At 62.8% G+C, this 21,032-nt stretch carries 22 protein-coding genes; 10 read left to right on the top strand and 12 right to left on the bottom strand.

All coding sequences use genetic code 11. The annotated features are described in order from the left end of the window. Positions 1-211 precede the first annotated feature (211 nt). Positions 212-916 carry a pseudouridine synthase gene (locus AAHK20_RS25180; protein ID WP_449184216.1) on the top strand — a complete coding sequence of 235 codons (705 nt, stop codon included), beginning with the start codon at positions 212-214 and terminating at the stop codon, positions 914-916. Positions 917-1,095: 179 nt separating this feature from the next. After that, on the top strand, positions 1,096-1,284 hold the full coding sequence (locus tag AAHK20_RS25175) for a hypothetical protein (protein ID WP_449184215.1): 189 nt from the start codon (positions 1,096-1,098) through the stop codon (positions 1,282-1,284). Between the two features lie 63 nt (positions 1,285-1,347). Here the strand turns inward: AAHK20_RS25175 and AAHK20_RS25170 are convergent, their stop codons facing one another. Continuing rightward, the gene (locus tag AAHK20_RS25170; RefSeq protein ID WP_449184214.1) at positions 1,348-2,370 is read right to left on the bottom strand and encodes an NAD-dependent epimerase/dehydratase family protein; all 1,023 of its coding nucleotides are present in this window, start codon (positions 2,368-2,370) and stop codon (positions 1,348-1,350) included. A gap of 66 nt (positions 2,371-2,436) precedes the next feature. On the opposite strand from AAHK20_RS25170, the gene AAHK20_RS25165 reads away from it, so the two are divergent. The 4 genes from AAHK20_RS25165 (at position 2,437) to AAHK20_RS25150 (ending at position 6,326) form a co-directional block, all read left to right on the top strand. Beyond that, on the top strand, positions 2,437-3,468 hold the full coding sequence (locus AAHK20_RS25165; RefSeq protein ID WP_449184213.1) for a CDP-6-deoxy-delta-3,4-glucoseen reductase: 1,032 nt from the start codon (positions 2,437-2,439) through the stop codon (positions 3,466-3,468). 298 nt (positions 3,469-3,766) lie between these two features. Then, on the top strand, positions 3,767-4,951 hold the full coding sequence (locus tag AAHK20_RS25160) for an acetylornithine transaminase (protein ID WP_449184212.1): 1,185 nt from the start codon (positions 3,767-3,769) through the stop codon (positions 4,949-4,951). A 15-nt stretch (positions 4,952-4,966) separates the two neighbouring features. Then, positions 4,967-5,431 (top strand): GNAT family acetyltransferase, encoded by a 465-nt coding sequence (locus AAHK20_RS25155; protein WP_449184211.1) that lies wholly within the window; start codon positions 4,967-4,969, stop codon positions 5,429-5,431. A gap of 106 nt (positions 5,432-5,537) precedes the next feature. Then, entirely contained in the window at positions 5,538-6,326 is a 789-nt protein-coding gene (locus tag AAHK20_RS25150) for a carbonic anhydrase (protein ID WP_449184210.1), read from the top strand. A 148-nt stretch (positions 6,327-6,474) separates the two neighbouring features. On the opposite strand, the gene AAHK20_RS25145 is transcribed toward AAHK20_RS25150, so the two are convergent. The 8 genes from AAHK20_RS25145 to AAHK20_RS25110 form a co-directional block, all read right to left on the bottom strand. Beyond that, positions 6,475-7,599, bottom strand: coding sequence for a branched-chain amino acid ABC transporter substrate-binding protein (locus AAHK20_RS25145; protein WP_449184223.1), 1,125 nt, complete (start codon positions 7,597-7,599; stop codon positions 6,475-6,477). A 117-nt stretch (positions 7,600-7,716) separates the two neighbouring features. Next, positions 7,717-8,430: an ABC transporter ATP-binding protein gene (locus tag AAHK20_RS25140; protein WP_449184209.1), complete on the bottom strand. Its 714-nt coding sequence runs from the start codon at positions 8,428-8,430 to the stop codon at positions 7,717-7,719. Next, positions 8,430-9,200 carry an ABC transporter ATP-binding protein gene (locus AAHK20_RS25135; protein ID WP_449184208.1) on the bottom strand — a complete coding sequence of 257 codons (771 nt, stop codon included), beginning with the start codon at positions 9,198-9,200 and terminating at the stop codon, positions 8,430-8,432. The genes AAHK20_RS25140 and AAHK20_RS25135 overlap by 1 nt, the downstream gene beginning before the upstream one ends. Positions 9,201-9,221: 21 nt before the next feature. Continuing rightward, positions 9,222-10,391, bottom strand: a complete 1,170-nt coding sequence (locus AAHK20_RS25130; RefSeq protein ID WP_449184207.1) for an ABC transporter permease subunit — start codon at positions 10,389-10,391, stop codon at positions 9,222-9,224. An 18-nt stretch (positions 10,392-10,409) separates the two neighbouring features. Then, the gene (locus tag AAHK20_RS25125) at positions 10,410-11,360 is read right to left on the bottom strand and encodes a branched-chain amino acid ABC transporter permease (protein WP_449184206.1); all 951 of its coding nucleotides are present in this window, start codon (positions 11,358-11,360) and stop codon (positions 10,410-10,412) included. 222 nt (positions 11,361-11,582) lie between these two features. Further along, complete coding sequence (locus AAHK20_RS25120) at positions 11,583-12,347, bottom strand: type 1 periplasmic-binding domain-containing protein (protein ID WP_449184205.1); 765 nt, start codon at positions 12,345-12,347, stop codon at positions 11,583-11,585. 322 nt (positions 12,348-12,669) lie between these two features. Further along, entirely contained in the window at positions 12,670-13,629 is a 960-nt protein-coding gene (ispH, locus tag AAHK20_RS25115) for a 4-hydroxy-3-methylbut-2-enyl diphosphate reductase (RefSeq protein ID WP_449184204.1), read from the bottom strand. 2 nt (positions 13,630-13,631) lie between these two features. Beyond that, the gene (locus AAHK20_RS25110; RefSeq protein WP_449184203.1) at positions 13,632-14,087 is read right to left on the bottom strand and encodes an FKBP-type peptidyl-prolyl cis-trans isomerase; all 456 of its coding nucleotides are present in this window, start codon (positions 14,085-14,087) and stop codon (positions 13,632-13,634) included. A 274-nt stretch (positions 14,088-14,361) separates the two neighbouring features. Between AAHK20_RS25110 and radC the strand changes: the two genes are divergently transcribed. The 4 genes from radC (at position 14,362) to nadB (ending at position 17,585) form a co-directional block, all read left to right on the top strand. Beyond that, entirely contained in the window at positions 14,362-15,129 is a 768-nt protein-coding gene (gene radC, locus AAHK20_RS25105; protein ID WP_449184202.1) for a RadC family protein, read from the top strand. Between the two features lie 279 nt (positions 15,130-15,408). After that, entirely contained in the window at positions 15,409-15,642 is a 234-nt protein-coding gene (gene rpmB / locus AAHK20_RS25100; protein WP_004186391.1) for a 50S ribosomal protein L28, read from the top strand. 10 nt (positions 15,643-15,652) lie between these two features. Beyond that, a complete protein-coding gene (gene rpmG / locus AAHK20_RS25095; RefSeq protein ID WP_004185395.1) occupies positions 15,653-15,820 on the top strand; it encodes a 50S ribosomal protein L33 in 168 nt (55 codons plus the stop codon). A 166-nt stretch (positions 15,821-15,986) separates the two neighbouring features. Next, positions 15,987-17,585 carry an L-aspartate oxidase gene (gene nadB, locus AAHK20_RS25090; protein WP_449184201.1) on the top strand — a complete coding sequence of 533 codons (1,599 nt, stop codon included), beginning with the start codon at positions 15,987-15,989 and terminating at the stop codon, positions 17,583-17,585. Positions 17,586-17,641: 56 nt separating this feature from the next. Here the strand turns inward: nadB and nadC are convergent, their stop codons facing one another. The 3 genes from nadC to AAHK20_RS25075 form a co-directional block, all read right to left on the bottom strand. After that, a complete protein-coding gene (nadC, locus tag AAHK20_RS25085) occupies positions 17,642-18,541 on the bottom strand; it encodes a carboxylating nicotinate-nucleotide diphosphorylase (RefSeq protein WP_449184200.1) in 900 nt (299 codons plus the stop codon). Beyond that, entirely contained in the window at positions 18,541-19,689 is a 1,149-nt protein-coding gene (gene nadA / locus AAHK20_RS25080; protein WP_449184199.1) for a quinolinate synthase NadA, read from the bottom strand. The genes nadC and nadA overlap by 1 nt, the downstream gene beginning before the upstream one ends. A 126-nt stretch (positions 19,690-19,815) precedes the next feature. Beyond that, a complete protein-coding gene (locus AAHK20_RS25075; protein ID WP_449184198.1) occupies positions 19,816-21,012 on the bottom strand; it encodes a DesA family fatty acid desaturase in 1,197 nt (398 codons plus the stop codon). Positions 21,013-21,032 lie beyond the last annotated feature (20 nt).

Below are 21,032 nucleotides of genomic sequence, written 5' to 3'. Positions count from 1 at the left end.
CGATCCTCAAGGACGGTCAGCTCGTGCAAGTCGGCACGCCCGACGACATCGTCCATCGTCCCGCCGACGAGTACGTGCGGCGCTTTGTCGAGCGGCGCGCGAGCGTGCAGTAATTAGCCCGCACCGCCCGCAAACGCGCTAAAGGCCGCGCGCGGCGTGCTTGGTAGAATGCGGGCGGTTTCCGCATCCTCCTACCGTTCCCGCCGCGCGCATGGATCTCGAAAGCGTTCTCTTCACTCAAGGTTTCGGCGCGCGCCGCCAATGCCGCGCAATCATCGCGGATGCGCGCGTCGCCGTGAACGGCACGCTCTGCACCGATCCCGACGCACAGTTCGATATCGACGCCCTGACGTTCGAAGTCGACGGCGCCCCATGGCGCTATCGCGAGCACGCGTACATTCTGCTGAACAAGCCTGCCGGCTACGAGTGCTCACGCGAACCGCAGCATCACCTGAGCGTATTCAGCCTGCTCCCCGCGCAGTTCGCGACGCGCGGCGTGCAATGCGTCGGCCGGCTCGATCAGGACACGACGGGCCTCCTGCTCCTCTCCGACGACGGCAAGTTCGTCCACACCTACACCTCACCCAAGCGCAAGGTGCCGAAGGTCTACGTGGCAACGACCAAGCATCCGCTCGACGACGCCCAACTCGCGGCGCTTCGCGACGGCGTGCTGCTGCACGGCGAAACCAAGCCGATCGCCGCCGTCGCCGCGCACGCGCGCGACGAGCAGCTGCTCGAACTGACCGTGCTGGAAGGGAAATATCATCAGGTGAAACGCATGGTCGCCGCGATCGGCAATCGCTGCGAAGCGCTGCATCGGGAGCGGGTCGGTGGACTCGCGCTGCCCGCGGCGCTCGAACCCGGCAAATGGCAGTGGCTCGACGAGGCCGATTTGCAGGCATTACGCGCCGGCTAGCCGCGCCAAAAGCGTTTTGCGCCGGGCGCCAAGCCGCGCAAATCAGCCCATTTTGCCCGTTTGTGCGCTGACCAACACCTAAGGGTTTTACCCGCCGCGCCGCAGCATGATGCGAGCCCCAAAGCGCTCTATACTCGCCTTAAGCCACTTATTACAAAATATTGCAAGGGAGACACATCATGGCGATCAGCGACACGTTCGAAATCTCGTACCTGGTGCTTGCGTTCGCCGCATTGGGCGCGATCATCATCGGCGCCCTGCTCACGACCATGCACATGAAGCGCAAATACCACCCGAATTTGATCGGGGCGTTGATCGGCGCGCTGTTGTGTTTCATCCTGATCGAAGCGCTGCCGGCGATTACCTGACGCGCGCCTAGAGAGTTCGCAATAAGCGAAGCGAGCCGCGCCACCCTAGCCCGGTGCCCGCCGTCAGCGCACCGTCCGCAGAAAATCCTCGACGCTCGGATAGGTCAGCCGATAGCGCAGCTCGCGCTTGAGCCGCACATTCGAGAGACGCCGCGATTCGCGCATGAACGACAGCAGCATCGGTTCGAGCTGCTGCTCAGCGGCCTCGCGCGTAATGCGCGGCGCACGCGCCAGCCCGAACGCATTCGCCACCGCGTCGAAATATTCACCCATCTTCAGCGCGCTATCGTCCGACGCGTGAATCACGCGCGCCACCAGCGCGTGCGTTGCCGCCCGCAGCAAGATCGCCGCGAGGTCGTCGGCGTGGATGTGGTTCGTGTAGACGTCGTCCTCGGCGACGAGCGCCGGCGTGCCCTTTTCCAGCCGAAGCAGCGGCAGCCGGTTGCGCGCGTAAATCCCGGGGATCCGCACGATGCTTGCCGCCAGCGAGCCGCGCGCGCTCACCCGCCGCAACTGCTGTTCCGCCGACACCCGGCGCTTGGCCCGCTCGTTAGCGGGACTAACCGGTCGCGTCTCGTCGATCAGCGCACCGCCACAATCTCCGTAGACCCCTGTCGTGCTCGCGTAAACCACGCGAACGCGAGCCCCTCGCCGCACGGCCGAGAAAGGTCCGTCGGGTACAATACCGGCTGTTTCGCTGGCGGAAATTCCGGCGTATTGCGCGCGCAAGGCACGAAGGCGCCCGGTCGCAGCAATGCCCTGAAAAGCGGGCCGAAGGCGCCGCGGCGCCGAGAGGGCAGCGATCAGCGCACGCGTGCGGCGATCGTCGCAGCCGGTCTTTTGCGGCGGCGCGAGATGCAGGACGGTCGGCGCGATGGCCCTCAAGCGCCACAGGCTGCGCGGCACGTCGAGATCGCCGACGATCGGCGTCACGCCCGCGGCACGCAGCTCGGCCACCCGCTCACGGTGGCTCGTGAGCGCAACGATCCGCGCGCGAGCGCGCAGACGTTCCGCGCAGCGCATGCCGACATCGCCGCATCCGACGATCAGCACACGCGGCCGGCGCAAAATTCGTGTCGCATTCATAGTGGACGCATTGTAGCGGTCGCCCGCGATGTCCACCGGTTTCGTATTCTTCGTTTCGATGGAGCTATGGCATACAACGTAACCCTCCGGCAAAGCGGCCGGCAGTTTCAAGTCGAACCCGACGAACCCATCCTGACCGCCGCCTTGCGCCAAGGCGTCGGACTCCCGTACGGCTGCAAGAACGGCGCCTGCGGCTCGTGCAAGGGCACGATCGTGGCGGGCGAAATCGAGCAGCGCGCGCACTCGTCGTCTGCGCTGTCGAACGATGAGAAGACGCGCGGCATGGCGCTGCTGTGCTGTGCGACCGCGAACTGCGATCTGGAAGTCGACGTGCGCGAAGTGGCGGGCGTCGGCGACGTGCAAGTGAAGAAGCTGCCGTGCCGCGTGAACGCGCTCGAGCGCAAGGCCGACGACGTCATGCTGCTCAAGCTCCAGTTGCCGGCCAACGAACGCCTGCAATATCTGGCCGGTCAATACGTCGAGTTCATCCTCAAGGATGGCAAGCGCCGCAGCTACTCGATGGCGAGCGCCCCGCACCAGGAAGGCCCGATCGAGCTGCACATCCGCCACATGGCGGGCGGCGTCTTCACCGACCACGTCTTCAACACGATGAAGGAGCGCGACATCCTGCGCTTCGAAGGCCCGCTCGGCACGTTCTTCCTGCGCGAAGACTCCGACAAGCCGATCATCCTGCTCGCCTCGGGCACCGGCTTCGCGCCGATCAAGGCGATCGTCGAGCACGCGCTCTTCAAGAACATCGACCGCCCGATGACGCTCTACTGGGGCGCGCGCCGCAAGAAAGACCTGTACCTGCTGGAGCTCGCCGAGCAATGGGCGAAAGACCACCCGCACTTCAAGTTCGTGCCGGTGCTGTCCGAGCCGGACGCGGGCGACGCCTGGACGGGCCGCACGGGCTTCGTTCATCGCGCCGTCATCGAGGATCTGCCAGACTTGTCGAACTATCAGGTGTACGCCTGCGGCGCACCGGTCATGGTCGAATCGGCGCAGCGCGACTTCACGAGCCATCACAGCCTGCCGGACGACGAGTTCTACGCGGACTCGTTCACGAGCGAGGCCGATCTCGCGAACGCGGTGTGATGCGCGGTTTAATGGTTTACATCGGCTGTCTCGATACCGTATTCTGTCGCGCATGAACCGCATCCAAACCGAACTCCGACGCCGACGCGCGCTGCCCGCCTGGGAAGCCGTCGGCTAGTCATGGGTTCGCGCCTTGCAGCAATACCGCAAGCGCCAATCGGTTGAAACATGAAAAGCCACGGAAATCCGTGGCTTTTTTTTCGTGTCGACCTGAGTTAGCGCTTCAGCGCTTACTCAGGTCCCATGCAAAGCTCTGCATTTTCGTCTGTTTCTTTCGCACCTCCTGGAGCCCGCCGCCATGCAATTCACCGAGTACCCGACGCAGTCGCTGATGTACATCACGAATCGCCCCGAAATCGTGTTCACGCACGGCAAGGGCTCGTGGATCTATGACAACGAGGGCAAGCGCTACCTCGATTTCATCCAAGGCTGGGCGGTCAACAGTCTCGGCCACTGCAACGAAGGGATGATCGAAGCGCTCGAGAAGCAGGCGCGGCTGCTCATCAACCCATCGCCCGCGTTCTACAACGAGCCGATGGCGAAACTCGCGGGGCTCCTCACGCAAAACAGCGTCTTCGACAAGGTCTTCTTCGCGAACAGCGGCGCCGAAGCGAACGAAGGTGCGATCAAGCTCGCGCGCAAGTGGGGCAAGAAATTCAAGCACGGCGCCTACGAGATCATCACGTTCGACCATAGCTTCCACGGCCGCACGCTCGCGACCATGTCCGCGAGCGGCAAGCCCGGCTGGGACACGATCTACGCGCCGCAAGTGCCGGGCTTTCCGAAGGCGGACCTGAACGACATCGCGTCGGTCGAGAAGCTCATCAGCGAGAAGACCGTCGCCGTGATGCTCGAACCGATCCAGGGTGAAGGCGGCGTGATTCCGGCCACGCGCGAATTCATGCAGCAGCTGCGCGAACTGACGAAGCGCCACAACGTGCTCTTGATCGTCGACGAAGTGCAAAGCGGGTGCGGCCGCGCCGGGACGCTCTTTGCGTATGAACTGTCAGGCATCGAGCCGGACATCATGACGCTCGGCAAGGGCATCGGCGGCGGCGTGCCGCTCGCGGCCATGCTGTCGAAAGCCGAGATCGCCGTGTTCGAGGCGGGCGATCAGGGCGGCACCTACAACGGCAATCCGTTGATGACGGCCGTCGGCTATTCGGTGATCTCGCAGCTTCTCGCGCCGGGCTTTCTCGAAGGCGTGCGCGAGCGCGGCGAATACCTGAGGGCGCACTTGCTCGAATTGTCGAAGGAACGCGGCTTCGAGGGCGAGCGCGGCGAGGGCCTGTTGCGCGCGCTGCTGCTCGGCAAGGGCATCGGCCCGCAGATCGTCGAAAAGGCGCGCCTGATGCAGCCGGACGGCGTGCTGCTCAACGCGGCGCGCCCGAATCTGCTGCGCTTCATGCCCGCGCTGAACGTGAGCCGCGACGAGATCGACCAAATGATGGCGATGCTGCGCACCGTGCTCGACTCCCTTTGATCGGGCGGCTCGCGTATGACGAAATCCCCTGCCCTGTCGATCCGCCCGTTCGACACCTCGACCGATACCGACGCCGTGCTCGAGCTGTGGCTAGAGGCGTTTCCCGAGTATGGCGATCCGTCGAGGCCGCACCGCGACCCGCGTGTGTCGATCGCCAACAAGCTCGCGATGCAGCCGGAGCTGTTCTTCGTCGCGCTTCATGACGGGCGCGTCGTCGGCACCGTGATGGCCGGCTACGACGGACACCGCGGCTGGCTGTATTCGCTTGCCGTCGTGCCGGATGCGCGCCGGCTCGGCTTCGGGCGGGCGCTCGTCGCTCATGCGGAGCAGGCGCTCGCGGCGCTCGGCTGCCTCAAAGTGAACCTGCAGGTGCTGAGCGCCAAGAGCGATATCCAAGGCTTCTATGAGGCGATCGGCTATCGCACTGATGCCGTCGTAAGCCTCGGCAAGCGACTCGAGACTTCTGCCCTGCCCAATTAACCGCGTACTCCTCGTCGTTCGGCCGCCGACTTAATGAGACGGCCAAATCGAACGCCTACATAAAATCGGCCCCGTTTTTCATAACCGACCGATGAGGAGTATCAAGATGAGAAAGGCAGTTTTGGCCTTGGCAGTCGCGTGCCTGGCCTCCGGCGTGCAAGCCGAAGGCACCTTGCACGCCCATATCCGCACACCGGGCAGCGCGCCGCACTGGAGCTACGACGGTACGGAAGGCCCCGCGCATTGGGCGGAGATCAACAAAGCGTTCCAGACCTGCGAAGCCGGCAGGGCGGAATCGCCGATCGACATCCGCTCGGCCAAGAAAGCGCCGGCCGACACGCCGCGTATCCAGTTTTCGTACGAGCCGATGCCCGTGCATCTGCTGAACACGGGCCACGCGATTCAATTCGCGGCTCAGCCGGGCAAGGACTCGGTCACGCTCGGCGACACGCGCTACCAACTGGTCCAGTTCCACTTCCACTCGCCGGGCGAAGAACGATTCGCCGGACGCGCATCGCCGATGGACATGCACCTCGTCCATGCCGATGCGAACGGCAAGCTCCTTGTGGTGGCCGTGCAGTTCGTCGTCGGCGACAAGCCGAACCCAGTGCTCGGCGCACTGCTCGACGACATTCCCGAGCAAGCCGGCGACGAAAAGACCGACGACGCGCTCATGATCAACCCGGCCGGTCTGCTGCCGAAGACGGCTTCGGGCTACTACACCTATTCCGGCTCGCTCACGACCCCGCCGTGCAGCGAAGGCGTCACCTGGATCGAGCTGAAAGAGCCGGTGACGATCAGCCGCGCGCAATTGGAGGCGATGCGCAAGTTCTACGACCATAACCAGCGTCCGGTGCAGCCGCTCAACGGACGCGAGATTCTCGAAGTGGATTGAGCTTGCACACGCAGCGCGAAGCGCTGCCTCGTTGTCCTTGCTAAAGCAAAAAGGGTTCTTCGCACTCATCCGCGAAGAACCCTTTTTTCATGCATGGCCCGCTCCGGCGGCGCACTACAGCACTGCGCGCCGCCGGTGCCGCCCGTCATTACATCTTGACGACGTCGAGCAGCGACTTCTTGCCGTCCTTGTAGCCGTAGAGCGAGATCACGCCGTGCTTCAGGTCGCCCTTCGCATCGAACGTCGTTTCGCCGATCACGCCCTTGTAGTCGGTGGCCGGCATCGCGGCGACGATCTTCGCCGCATCGGTCGACTTCGCGCGCTTCATCGCGTCGACGATGATGTACACCGCGTCATACGTGTACGGCGCGTAGAGCTGGATGTGCTGGCCGAAGCGCTTCTCGTACTTGGCTTCGAATGCGGCGCCGCCGTCCATCTTCTCGAGGCCCATGCCAGCTTCCGAGCAGACGATGTTGTCGGTGCCGTTGCCTGCGAGCGCCGCGATGCTGCTCGTGCAGACGCCGTCGCCCGCGAGGATCTTCAAGCGCATGCCGAGCTGCTTCGCTTGCTTCGCGAACGGGCCGCCGGTGGCGTCCATGCCGCCGTACATGATCGCGTCCGGGTTTTCGCCCTTGATCTTCGTCAGAATCGCGCGGAAATCCACGGCCTTGTCGTTCGTGGCGTCATGCGACACGACGTTCAAGCCGAGCGCCTTCGCGTTCTTCTCGAACTCGTTGGCGAGACCCTGGCCATACGAAGTCGAATCGTCGACGACCGCGACCGTCTTCACCTTCATGACCTTCGCCGCGTAGTTCGCGAGCGCCGGGCCTTGCTGCGCGTCGGTCGCAACGACGCGGTACGTCGTCTTGAAGCCTTGCAGCGTGTAGGTCGGATTGGTCGCCGACGGCGAGATCTGCACGATGCCCGCATCGCTGTAGATCTTCGAAGCCGGGATCGACGTGCCCGAGGTCTCGTGGCCGACCACGGCGGCGACCTTGTCGTCGACGAGCTTCTGCGCAACTTGCGTCGCCGTGCGCGGGTCGCCCGCGTCGTCCTGCGGATCGAGTTCGAGCGTGACCTTCTGGCCGTTGATCACGAGGCCCTTCGCGTTGATCTCCTCGATGGCGAGACGCGCGCCGTTTTCGTTGTCCTTGCCTTGCTGGGCGGAGCCACCGGTCAGCGGCGCGACGTGGCCGATCTTGACGACCGTGTCGGCCGAGGCGACGTTGCACACTGCGAACAATGCCAATGCTGCTACTGCGGAATGCTTCAAAGCGCTAACTTTCACGACTGAACTTCCTTGTTTAGACTAGTTTTTGTGAACAACGGGTAAAACAAAACGCGGTGCTTGCGCTCTTCGCGCAAGCACCGCGTTTTTTGCTTCGGAGGCTTACTCGCCGAGATACGCCGCGCGCACCTTCGGGTCGTCAAGCATCTGCTTCGCGTCGCCGGACATCGTCACCGTGCCCGAGTCCATCACGTAGCCGCGATTCGCAGCCTGCAACGCGAGCCGCGCGTTCTGCTCGACGAGCAGCACCGTGATGCCCTCCTTCGAGATCTCGCGCACCACTTCGAAGATCTTCTCGACCATGATCGGCGAGAGACCCATCGACGGCTCATCGAGCAACAACAGCTTCGGCTTGGAGAGAATCGCGCGCGCCATCGCCAGCATCTGCTGCTCGCCGCCCGAGAGCGTGCCTGCATACTGCGCCGCGCGTTCCTTCAGGCGCGGGAAGAAGCCGAACATGCGGTCGACGTCCTTCTTGATGCCGTCGGTGTCGTTGCGCAAGTACGCGCCCATCTGCATGTTTTCGACGATCGACATGCGCGCGAAGATCCCGCGCCCTTCCGGCACCATCGCCAGACCGCGCTTGAGCAGCTCATGCGCCGGGACGCCCTTGATCGACTGGCCCATGTACTCGATGTCGCCTGCCGAATAGGGCTTCAGGCCCGTGATCGCCTTCATGGTCGTCGTCTTGCCGGCGCCGTTCGCGCCGATCAGCGTGACGAGCTCGCCCTGCTGGACTTCCATGTCGACGCCCTTGACCGCCTGGATGCCGCCGTAGTTGACCTGCAGGCCCTTGATTTTCAGAACTGTAGCCATTAGTGGACCCCCGCACCGAGGTAAGCCTCGATCACCTTCGGGTCGCGCTGCACGTCGTGCGGCAGACCTTCGGCGATCACCTTGCCGTAATCGAGCACCGTCATCCGGTTGCACAATCCCATCACGAGCTTCACATCGTGCTCGATCAAGAGAATCGTCTTGCCGTCCGAACGGATCTTGTCGAGCAGCTTCGTGAGCTCGACCTTCTCGGTTGCGTTCATGCCGGCTGCCGGCTCGTCGAGCGCGAGCAGCTTCGGATCGGTCGCGAGCGCACGCGCGATTTCCAGACGGCGCTGGTGACCGTACGACAGGTTGCGCGACGTGTAGTCCGCGTATTGCAGCACGCCCACGTACTCGAGCAGCTCGAGCGCGCGTTCCTTGATTTCACGCTCTTCCTGGCGCTCGGCCGGCGTCTGGAACACCGCACCGAAGAGACCATGCTTGGTGCGCACATGGCGCCCCACCATCACGTTCTCGAGCGCGGTCATGCCGCCGAACAGGCGAATGTTCTGGAACGTGCGGGCAATGCCCGCCTTCGCGACCTGGTACACCGCCGTCGGCGTGTAGTCGGTGCCGTCGAGCTTGAACTCGCCCGAATCGGGCGTGTACAGCCCCGTGATCACGTTGAAGAACGTCGTCTTGCCGGCGCCGTTCGGGCCGATCAACCCATAAATCTGGCCTTCTTCGATTTGAAGACCCACGTCCGACAGCGCCTGGAGGCCGCCGAAGCGCTTGTTCACGCCCTTGACGGACAAACGAATTTTGCTCATTGAATTTCTCCTCGCCGTCCGTTATGCACGCACCGGTTTCTTGCTGGCACGCTTGGCCAGTTTCGCGATCTTGTCCTCATGCTTCGCCGCCGGCCACAGGCCTTCCGAGCGATACAGCATGATGATCACCATCGCCAGACCGTACAGCAGCTGACGGATCACTTCGGTATCGACAATCTGATGACCGAAGATCGCGTTTTGCAGCGGACCCATCGTCGAGCGCAGGAATTCCGGGAACACCGCGAGCAGCACGGCGCCGAGAATCACGCCGGGGATGTGGCCCATGCCGCCCAGCACCACGCAGGCGAGCACCACGACCGATTCCCAGAACGTGAACGATTCCGGCGACACGAAGCCCTGGAAGCCCGCGAACATCGCGCCCGACAGGCCGCCGAACGACGCGCCCATCGCGAATGCGAGCAGCTTCACGTTACGGGTGTTGATGCCCATTGCTTTCGCGGCGATTTCGTCTTCGCGGATCGCGGCCCATGCACGGCCGATGCGCGAGTGCTGCAGACGCGTACACGTCCAGACCACGAGCAGCGCGCACAGCACGAACAGGTAGTAGTACATGTACGTGGTCGTGACTGTGATCCCGAGGAACGTGTGGGTCTGCGACAGGCTGAAGCCCCCGACGTGCACCGGATCGATCCCCGTGATCCCCTGCGGGCCGTTCGTGATGTTCAGCGGACGATCCATGTTGTTCATGAAGATCCGCACGATTTCCCCGAAGCCCAGGGTCACGATCGCGAGGTAGTCGCCGCGCAGACGCAAGGTCGGCGCGCCGAGCAGGACACCGGCCCCCGCTGCGAACGACATCGCGAGCGGCACGACGATCCAGTACGGTGCGTGGAAGCCACCCGGGAACATCGCGCCAATCCACGCGAACTGCGTCGCCAGGTGCGGCGAGGTCAACAGCGCCGCCGTGTAGGCGCCCACCGCGTAAAACGCGATGTAGCCCAAGTCCAGCAGGCCGGCGAAGCCGACCACCACGTTCAGGCCCAGCGCGAGCATCACATACAGCATCGCGAAGTCCAGCACGCGCACCCAGTAGTTGCCGCCGGCTGCGCCGATGATGAACGGCGCCGCGATCACGAACACCGCCGTCACAATGGTGACGATCGTGGTCTTCGTCGTGTTCTTTTCAGGGACCAGCGTCGTGGACGGCTCGATCGGTTGAATTGAAGTCATTTTCGTAGCTCCTTACCCTTACGCGCGATCCGCAACACGTTCGCCCAACAGGCCCGACGGACGGAACACCAGCACGATGATCAGCACGATGAACGCGAACACGTCCTGATAGTTACTGCCGAACACGCCGCCCGTGAGGTTGCCGATGTAGCCCGCGCCGAGCTGTTCGATGAGACCGAGCAGCACGCCGCCCACCATCGCGCCGCCAAGGTTGCCGATCCCGCCGAGCACCGCCGCCGTGAACGCCTTCATGCCGGGAATGAAGCCCATGTAGAAGTGCGCGTTGCCGTATTCCGACGCGATCATCACGCCTGCCAGCGCCGCGAGCGCCGAGCCGATCATGAAGGTCGCCGAGATCACGAAGTTCGGGTTCACGCCCATCAGGCTCGCGTTATTCGGGTTCTCCGCGATCGCGCGCATCGCGCGGCCGAGCTTGGTCTTGTGCACGAGCAGCAGCAGCGCGCCCATCATCACGAAGGCCACCACGATGATCATGATTTCAGTCATCGAGATCACAGCGCCCGGGTTGTTCGGACCGGCCGTGATCACGTTGATCGGATCGGTCGGCAACAGCTGCGGGAATGCCAGCGGATTGCGGCCCCAGATGATCATCGCGACGGTCTGCAGCAGAATCGACACGCCGATCGCGGTGATCAGCGGGGCGAGACGCGGCGCCTTGCGCAGCGGCCGGTAGGCGACTTTTTCGATCGTGTAGCCAACGCACGCACACACCCCTGCCGCGATCAGCAGCGAGATAAGCAGCGTCAGGACATGACCTAAACCGGGGAAGTGATTCTGCAGCACAGTGATGGACGAAAGCGCCACCATCGCGCCTACCATCAACACGTCGCCGTGAGCGAAGTTGATGATGCCCAAGATGCCGTACACCATCGTATAGCCCAGTGCAATGATGGCGTAGACACTGCCAAGCACCAGACCATTGATGATCTGCTGGATGAAGATATCCATTTAAAGCTCCTTAGCCCGTGCGACTGGATTCGCGTTGCTCCCCAGCGGGTAGGCGGTGAGTGACGGAATCGCAACGGCACTGCGGGTACTGATGTAAAAGACCGGTAAGGGTTAGCCGTCTTCCAACGGGTCGCGCCTTTGTGATGCAAAGACCGGCTCGTTAAAGGCGGATGCAAAAACGGCACCGTCGGGTGCGCGGTGCCGTCAGGTTTTGCTCCGTCACTACATGCCCACGGCTTCGAGGACCGCGATACCGCTGTCCTTGAAGTCGTGAACCGTAATGGCGCCTTCTTTCAAATCACCCTTGTCGTCGAATGCGACAGCACCGGCGGATCCGTTCCGAAAACGGTCCGACGGCTTCGCAACCAGCACCTTGGGCGCATCGATAGAAACGGCGCGCTGCAGTGTGTCGGCATCCGAGCGCATGACTTCATACGCGGAGTGCGCGGCAACCTGCGCCGGCGTGCAGAAGCGGTCTTCGTACTGCCCTTGGTCCTGCAATGCGAAGCCCGCATCGGTATTCCCCGACGTCGGCGGGAGACCCGCTTTCGACGAGGTCCGGCGTCCCTGTGCGCGAAGCGCAAGTTCGGCCGCCTTGGCGGCACGCACGCCGTCGCCGCCAAGGTTTGCTGCTCTGTTGCCAAGCGGAACCTGCTTTGCAAGCAGTCCGCCCGTTCGGTTCATTCCACCGTACATGCTCACGTCCGGCTGAATATTCTTGATCTTCTTAAGGATGGCCTTGAAGTCCGATGCCCAGTAATCAGTGCCTTCACCAGTCTGGACGTAACGCGCTTTCAACGCCGTTACGCCCAGTCCAAGCTCAGGTCCTGATCGCCCCCCGTTTTTGCCGCTGCCGACAAGAGTGGCATCGTTCGCAGCCGCGACCGACTCGCCGACGCTCGCCCCGCCGTCGTTCCTTTTGCTGGCTGCGTCCGCCTTGGCGTTCGCGGCCGCGGTGGACACGGCGTAAGCAAACTGGAATTGCATTAAGAAGGTCTCCTGCGCCTTGCTAAATCCATTGTCAGAAGGCCTTGTGGCCTTGAGAACGGGCGCATTGTAACTCTAATTATGGGACGGCCAATATTGAGAATTCGCCAGGGTTTTCCTGCATTGCAACCTTTTTTTGAGACTCATAATTAGAGCCGGCGCAACCAGGTTGCAATCTCCTTGCTTATTTGTATAGCAACCGCGTAATTTGTATTTTGCGCTGCATGGGGCCGGAGTCAGCGTTAAACCGCCAACACTGGTCGACATAAAAAACAAAAGCGCGCTCAAGGCGCGCTTTTTTAATCAGCCAATTAAAAATAAATCAGGCGGGCAGACCGAGTCCCCGTGGCAGCGGAAACGAAATGTTTTCCTCGATCCCCTCGAGCGCGCGCACGTTGCGCACCCCCATACCGCGCAAGTGCGTGATAACGGCTTGCGCGAGCACCTCCGGCGCGGACGCGCCCGCCGTCACGCCGATGCGGCGCTTGCCTTCGAGCCACGCGGGATCGATCTGGTCCGGCGAATCCACCATATAGGCCGGGATGCCGCGCTTTTCCGCAACTTCGCGCAGACGGTTCGAATTCGAACTATTCGGACTGCCGACGACGATCACCACGTCGCATTGCGGCGCCATGAATTTCACGGCGTCCTGGCGGTTCTGCGTCGCGTAGCAAATGTCCTGCTTCTTCGGCTCGCGAATCGCGGGAAACCGCGCCTTGAGCGCAGCGATGATTTCGGATGCGTCGTCGACGGAAAGCGTGGTTTGCGTGACGAAGGCCACACGCTCAGGATCGGCGAGCGTGAGCGCGTTCACATCTTCGATACTTTCGACCAGATACATGCCTTCCGCGGTCTGGCCCATCGTGCCCTCGACCTCCGGGTGCCCCTTGTGGCCGATCATCACGATGTCCATGCCGTCCTGGCGCATCTTCGCGACTTCGATGTGCACCTTCGTGACGAGCGGGCACGTCGCATCGTAAATGCGGAGCCCGCGCACTTCCGCTTCCTCGCGCACCGCCTTGGAAACACCGTGCGCGCTGAAGATCACCGTACTGCCTGCGGGCACTTCGTCGAGCTGCTCGACGAATACGGCGCCTTTCTTGCGCAAGTCCTCGACGACGTACGCGTTATGGACGATCTCGTGACGCACGTAGATCGGTGCGCCGAACAGCTTGATCGCACGCTCGACGATCTCGATCGCGCGATCGACGCCCGCGCAAAAACCGCGCGGCTGTGCGAGCAGAATTTCCGCTTCGGCCAGGGAGGTGTCCGTGAAGCTCATGTTTACAGAATCCCGATGATTTTGACTTCGAACGTCAGCGCTTGACCGGCAAGCGGATGGTTGAAGTCGAACAGCGCAGACGTTTCGCCCACTTCCTTCAGCACGCCCGCATAGCGGCCGCCGCTCGGGGCGTTGAACTCGATGAGATCGCCCGGCGTGAATTCCTCACCCAACATGCCGTTTTCGCGCAGCGTGGCGAGCGACACGCGCTGGATCAATTCCGGATTGCGGAGACCGAACGCCTGGCCCGGCTTTAGCTGAAAGGTCGAGTGGTGCCCGGTCTTCATGCCAACGAGAATTTCTTCCAGCGGCGGCGCGAGCTGACCGGCGCCGAGCAGCAACGTAGCCGGCTTGTCGCCGAAGGTGTTGACGACATCGGAGCCATCGGCGAGAGAAAGCCGGTAGTGAAGCGTCACGTGCGAACCCGGTTTCACTTCGGAAATATCGATGATGCTCATGAAATAGCTCGCTGAATCCGCGCGCGTTTCGCGCGCACAAAAAGGGAAGCGTTGCTTGGGCGCTTTGGCGCCCCGCACAGGCGCGACTGCGCCAGGCACAAGCTTCGTATTGTAAGCCACATAAATGCGACAAGCGTAGACAGCATATCGCGCAAAAGCGCCCTCCCGGTGCACTTAGCCCCGGCCATCGGGCCTCGCCGATCTGCCCCTTAAACATCTCGCCTATCGGAATTGCAGACCTTACCCGCTGCCTACGCCTCTCGGAGAAAAACAGATGCCCGTTAGTTCCAGCGCCGTGCACCCTGCCGATCCGCTCGCCGCCTACCTGTCCGAACCGCCGGATTCGGCGCACGATCAGTGCGAGCCGTCCAGGCCAAAAGGTTGGCCGGCGCGCGACATGCCCCGCGAACGCCTGCTCGAAGCCGGACCCGCTGCCCTGTCGGACACCGAGCTCATTGTCCTGCTTCTTGGTTCGGGCCTGCCGGGACACAACGTCTTCGACGTCGCGCGCTCACTTCTGGCGCGGTTCGGCTCGCTGCGCGCGATGCTGGACGCGACGCCAGCCGATTTCAAGGGATTGCGCGGCATCGGGCCGGCAAAGATCGCCACGCTGCTGGCCGTCGTCGAAATGGCGCGCCGCGCACTTGCGGAGAAAGCGCGCGAGCGGCCGCTCGTCGATTCGCCCGGGGCCGTCGAAGACTACCTGCGCCTTCTGATCGGCGCACGGCCTCATGAGGTGTTCGTCTGCCTGTTTCTCGACGCCCGGCACCGACTTCTCCATACCGAGGAGAGCTCGCGCGGCTCCTTGACCCGGATGGCCGTCTATCCGCGCGAAATCGTGCGCCGGGCGCTGACGCTCAACGCGGCCGGGCTCATCGTCGCGCATAATCACCCATCCGGAGCCGTCAAGCCCAGCGCGAGCGATCGCCGGCTCACGCGCGTGCTGCGCGACTCGCTTGCGCTGATCGACGTGCAGCTGATGGACCACCTGATTGTCGGCAGCGACACGGTTTTTTCGTTCGCCCAGGCGGGATGGATGTAAAGCCCGCCCCGCTTGCCGCCCTTGGCGCCCTATACCGGCTTTCCGCAACAGCCAGCCGGGCATCCGCAAATAGGGTTTGATTTTTCTGAGCTTTTTCTGCTAGAATCGCCGTCTGCCTCTGTTTCCAACCCTGTTCAGTGCCAGCGAAGGGCCATTCCTAAAAGAACGGCTCGGGTCTCAATCGTAGCTGTGGCAGCTACCACTGTGAGGCCAGCTCTTCTAGGAAGAGCAACCTTCCCGGCTCGAACCCGAATTTAAGCGTTTTAGGAGTGCTCTCATATGGCACGCGTATGCCAAGTAACTGGGAAAGCGCCGATGAGCGGCAACAACGTTTCCCACGCGAACAACAAGACCAAGCGTCGTTTTCTCCCGAACCTGCAGAACCGCCGTTTCTGGGTTGAAAGCGAAAACCGTTGGGTGCGCCTGCGCGTTTCGAACGCCGGCCTGCGCCTGATCGACAAGAACGGTATCGACTCCGTGCTCGCAGACCTGCGCGCACGCGGCGAAGCCTAAGGAGTAAATCATGGCGAAAGGCGCACGCGACAAGATCAAGCTGGAGTCGACCGCAGGTACGGGTCACTTCTACACCACGACGAAGAACAAGCGCAACATGCCGGAAAAGATGGAGATCATGAAGTTCGATCCCGTCGCCCGCAAGCATGTGGCGTACAAGGAAACCAAGATCAAGTAATCTGGTTCCGAGCCTGAAGACGACAAAAGCCCCGCCTCTGCGCGGGGCTTTTGCTTTTGCGCCGTCCCTCTCGCCTCGCAACGGGGTATCCTCTTTCGTTTATCGCGACGCACGCTGCGGCGCGGCTCTGGTTCAAGAGTAGATAAGAGACTTAGAGGGACAACCGATGAATTTCGACGTCGTGATCGTGGGGAGCGGGCTGGCTGGACTATCGGTCGCGCTGAATTTGGCGGAAACGCGCCGCGTCGCGGTTATTGCCAAGAAATCGATGACCGAAGGTGCGAGCGACTGGGCACAAGGCGGCATTGCCGCCGTGCTCGACTCGGCTGACAGCATCGAGAACCACGTTGATGACACCTTGGTTGCCGGCGGCGGCCTATGCGACGAGGCGGCGACGCGCTTTATCGTCGAGAACGGGCGCTCGGCGATCGAATGGCTGATCGAGCAAGGCGTCCCCTTCACGAAGGACGACGCGGCCGAGCTCGGCTTCCACTTGACGCGCGAAGGCGGCCACAGCCATCGGCGCATCATCCATGCAGCCGACGCGACTGGTCACGCCGTGGTCGCGACATTGAGCGAACGCGTGCGCCGGCATCCGAACATCACGCTGCTCGAAGATCACTACGCCATCGATCTCATCACCTCCGACCGGCTTGGCCTGCCGGGCCGCCGCTGCCACGGGCTGTACGCGCTCGATCTGGCGAGCGGCCGCACGGTCACGATCGAAGCCCCGCACACGGTGCTGGCAACCGGCGGCGCCGGCAAGGTCTATCTGTACACGACCAACCCCGACACCGCGACCGGCGACGGCATCGCGATGGCATGGCGCGCGGGCTGCCGCGTGTCGAACATGGAGTTCATCCAGTTCCATCCGACGTGCCTGTTCCACCCGTACGCGAAGTCGTTCCTGATTTCCGAGGCCGTACGCGGCGAAGGCGGCCTTCTGAAGCTCCCCGACGGCACGCGCTTCATGCCAAGCCACGACGAGCGCGCCGAGCTTGCGCCACGCGACATCGTCGCCCGCGCGATCGATTTCGAGATCAAGAAACGCGGCATCGACTGCGTATATCTCGACATCAGCCACCAACCCGAGGCGTTCCTGCGCGAGCACTTCCCGACGATTCTCGCGCGCTGCCTCGAGTTCGGCATCGACATCACCAAAGATCCGATCCCAGTCGTGCCCGCTGCGCACTACACATGCGGCGGCGTCGTCACCGATTTGGCAGGACGCACGGACCTGGCCGGGTTGTATGCGGTCGGCGAAACGTCGTGCACCGGATTGCACGGCGCGAACCGGCTCGCCAGCAACTCGCTGCTCGAGTGTCTCGTGATTGGCCGCTCGGCTGCTGCTGCGATCGAGAAAGAAGGCTTCAGCGCGGCGGCTCACGCGCCACTGCCGGACTGGGACGAGAGCCGCGTGTCGGACCCGGACGAAGAGGTCGTCGTCGCGCACAACTGGGACGAGTTGCGGCGGCTTATGTGGAACTACGTCGGCATCGTACGCACCGACAAGCGGCTCGCACGCGCCAAGCACCGCATCGCCATGCTGCGCGACGAGATCCACGAGTACTACGCGAACTTCAAGGTGAGCCGCGATCTGCTCGAATTGCGCAACCTGGTCGACGTGGCGTCGCTGATCGTCGAGAGCGCCAGGTCGCGGCGGGAAAGCCGCGGACTGCATTACAGCCGCGACTGGCCGACCGCGTTGCCGAAGGCGCTGCCGACCGTGCTGTCGCCGGAACACGTGCGCAATCGAAACGTTTGAGCGGTTCGGGACGCAAGCCTCGAGCGTTGAGGCTTGCGATGCGTAACTGCAATACGTCAAACGATACGCATCGAATAATCGGTAGCCCGCACATCCTTCGTCAGCGAGCCGATCGAGATGCGGTCGACACCGGTTTCGGCGATCGTCCGAACGGTATCGAAATTGACGCCACCCGACGCTTCGAGCACCGCACGCCCGGCCGTCAGACGAACGGCGTCGCGCATCGCGTCGAACGAGAAGTTGTCGAGCAAGATCGACTCGGCGCGATGGGCCAGCGCCGTCTCGAGTTGCTCGAGCGTCTCGACTTCGCACTGGATCGGCACGCCTGCATCGAGCGCCAAGGCCGCGCCCATCGCCGGCCCGACACCCCCCGCTGCGGCGATATGGTTTTCCTTGATCAGAATCCCGTCGTACAGCGCGAGCCGCTGGTTCGCACCGCCACCCACGCGCACCGCGTACTTCTGCGCGAGGCGCAGCCCCGGCAGCGTCTTGCGTGTATCGACGATACGCGCACGCGTGCCGGCTACCGCCTCGACATAACGGCGCGTCGCGCTCGCCACACCCGACAGTAGCTGCAGGAAGTTGAGCCCATTGCGCTCCGCCGTCAGCAGCGAGCGCGACGGACCGCGCAGCTCGCACACCAGCGTATTCGCGCCCATCAGGTCGCCTTCGCGATAGCACCAACGCACCGTGATCGCCGGGTCGACCTGGCGCATCACTTCGGTGAACCACAACACGCCGCACAGCACCGCTTCTTCGCGGACGATGATGCGCGCATTGCTCAATTCGCCAGCCGGAACGAGGCGTCCCGTGTGGTCACCACTGCCGACATCCTCGGCAAGCGCATCGGTCACGTTGCGCGCGAGCGCCGCGTCGAACGCGACGCCGTATTGCGCGCGGATTTCTTCGAATAGCGGCGACACCGCTTCGATCGGCGCCAACTCGGAAGCCCCCATTACGCCGCCCCCACATTCGCAAACAACGCTGTATCGCGCGCGAGATCGCCACTTGCCTGCACGCGCTTCTTGCGCGCTGCGGCGAAGTCGAGCATGCGATCGATCGGCAGACGCGCACGCTCGCCGATTGCCGGATCAACATGGATTTCCTTATGCCCGCGCTCGAGCACTTCGGCGAGATTCACAAGACCGTTCATCGCCATCCACGGACAATGAGCGCAGCTCTTGCAGGTCGCGCTGTTACCGGCCGTCGGCGCTTCGATAAACGTCTTGCCGGGCGCCGCGAGCCGCATCTTGTGCAGGATGCCGAGATCGGTGGCGACGATGAAGTGTGTCGCGTCGAGCTTCTGCGCGGCGTCGATCAACTGCGTCGTCGACCCGACGACATCGGCCTGTGCAACCACGCTTTCCGGCGACTCCGGATGCACGAGCACCTTCGCATGCGGATATTCGGCGCGCAGCAAGTCGAGCTCGACGCCCTTGAATTCGTCGTGAACAAGGCACGAGCCTTGCCACAGCAGCATGTCCGCACCGGTCTTTTTCTGGATGTAGCTGCCGAGATGCCGATCCGGCGCCCACAGGATCTTTTCGCCGCGCGCATGCAGATCGGCGACGATCTCGAGGCCGATGGACGAGGTCACCATCCAGTCGGCGCGTGCCTTCACCGCGGCGCTCGTATTGGCGTACACCACCACCGTGCGATCGGGATGGGCGTCGCAGAACGCCGAGAATTCGTCGCCCGGGCAACCGAGGTCGAGCGAGCATGTCGCGTCGAGATCGGGCATCAGGATGCGTTTATTCGGACTCAGGATCTTCGCCGTTTCGCCCATGAAGCGCACACCGGCAACGACGAGCGTTTGTGCATCGTGATCGCGCCCGAAGCGAGCCATCTCGAGCGAATCCGCAACACAACCCCCGGTCTCATCGGCGAGCTCCTGGAGCTCCGGATCGACGTAGTAATGCGCGACGAGCACCGCTTTTTCGCGCGCCAGCAACGAGCGAATCCGCGCTTTCAATGCAATGCGCTCCTCGGCCAACGGTGCGACAGGCACCTTCGCCCACGCGTGGCCGACGCCGCAAGTCGCGCCCATGGCGCCCCCGGCGATGAGCGGCTGGTCGAACTCGACAGTTTTGACCGCTGATTCCATCTTCATCTCCTCTGCCTCACCCACTGGCATCCCAATACCCTATATAGCGCGATCTGGACGCACATAAAGAAAAACCCCGCCAACGCGGGGTTTTGTGACGTCTCTAAATTTTAAAGGATTTCGAGATCAGGCGTAGCGGCGCAGACGCATCGCAAATTCCTGCAGGGCCTTGATGCCGCTTTGTTCTGCGCGATGACACCAATCTTGCAACTGCACCAGCAACTGTTCCCGCGAAGCGTTCGAGCGATCCCAGATCGCAGCCAGCTCGTTGCGCAGCTCGATGAACGTGCGCAGCTTCTGGCTGTTCGCGAAAATCTCTGGCAGTTGACGCTTTTGCGGTTCGTCGAGGCCCGATTCGTCCTTGTGGAACCACTTGCGTGCGTTGCGCATCACGAGGTACTTCTCGCGTGCGCCCACTTCCTTCAAGCGCGCCAGTTCCTGGCGGTACGCCTGCTTGACCGTCTTACCGTAGCGCGCCATCACTTCGTAGCGATTCGAGAGCACGGCCTGCAGCGTTTCCTGATCGAGCACGAGCTTGCCCTTCGACAGACGCGGCGTGGGCGCAACCTTCTTCACTTTCGCGAGCTTGAACGCCGAGAGAATGCGGATGTACATCCAGCCGATATCGAACTCGAACCACTTGTTCGACAGCTTCGCGGACGTCGCGTACGTGTGGTGATTGTTGTGCAGCTCTTCACCGCCGATGATGATCCCCCACGGGAAGATGTTCGTGCTGGCGTCGGCCGAATTGAAGTTGCGGTAGCCCCAGAAGTGCGCGAGGCCATTGACGACACCCGCCGCCCAGAACGGAATCCAGATCATCTGCACGGCCCAAACCGACAGGCCGACGATGCCGAACAGCGCGACGTCGATCACCATCATCAGGCTGATGCCGAGAATTGGGTAGCGCGAGTACACGTTGCGCTCGATCCAGTCGTTCGGCGTGCCGTGGCTGAAGCGGCGCATCGTTTCTTCGTTCTTCGCTTCGGCGCGATAGAGCTCAGCGCCTTCGAGCAGCACCTTCCAGATGCCGCGCGTTTGCGGGCTGTGCGGATCTTCCTCGGTTTCGCACTTCGCGTGATGCTTGCGGTGAATCGCCGCCCACTGGCCGGTCAGCATGCCGGTCGTCATCCACAGCCAGAAACGGAAGAAGTGGCTCGCGATCGGGTGCAGATCGAGCGCGCGGTGCGCCTGACAGCGGTGCAGATAGACCGTGACGCCGATGATCGTGATGTGCGTGGCAACGAGCGCGAAAAGCACAATTTGCCACCACGTAAAGCGGAGCAGGCCATTCGCGAGGAAATCGAACAGGGAGTTCAGCAAGGCAGTTTATCCGTGAATCG

This window comes from Trinickia camelliae, assembly GCF_053525655.1.
The sequence above is the reverse complement of the archived record's forward strand: the minus strand, read 5'-3'. Positions and strand labels throughout refer to the sequence as shown.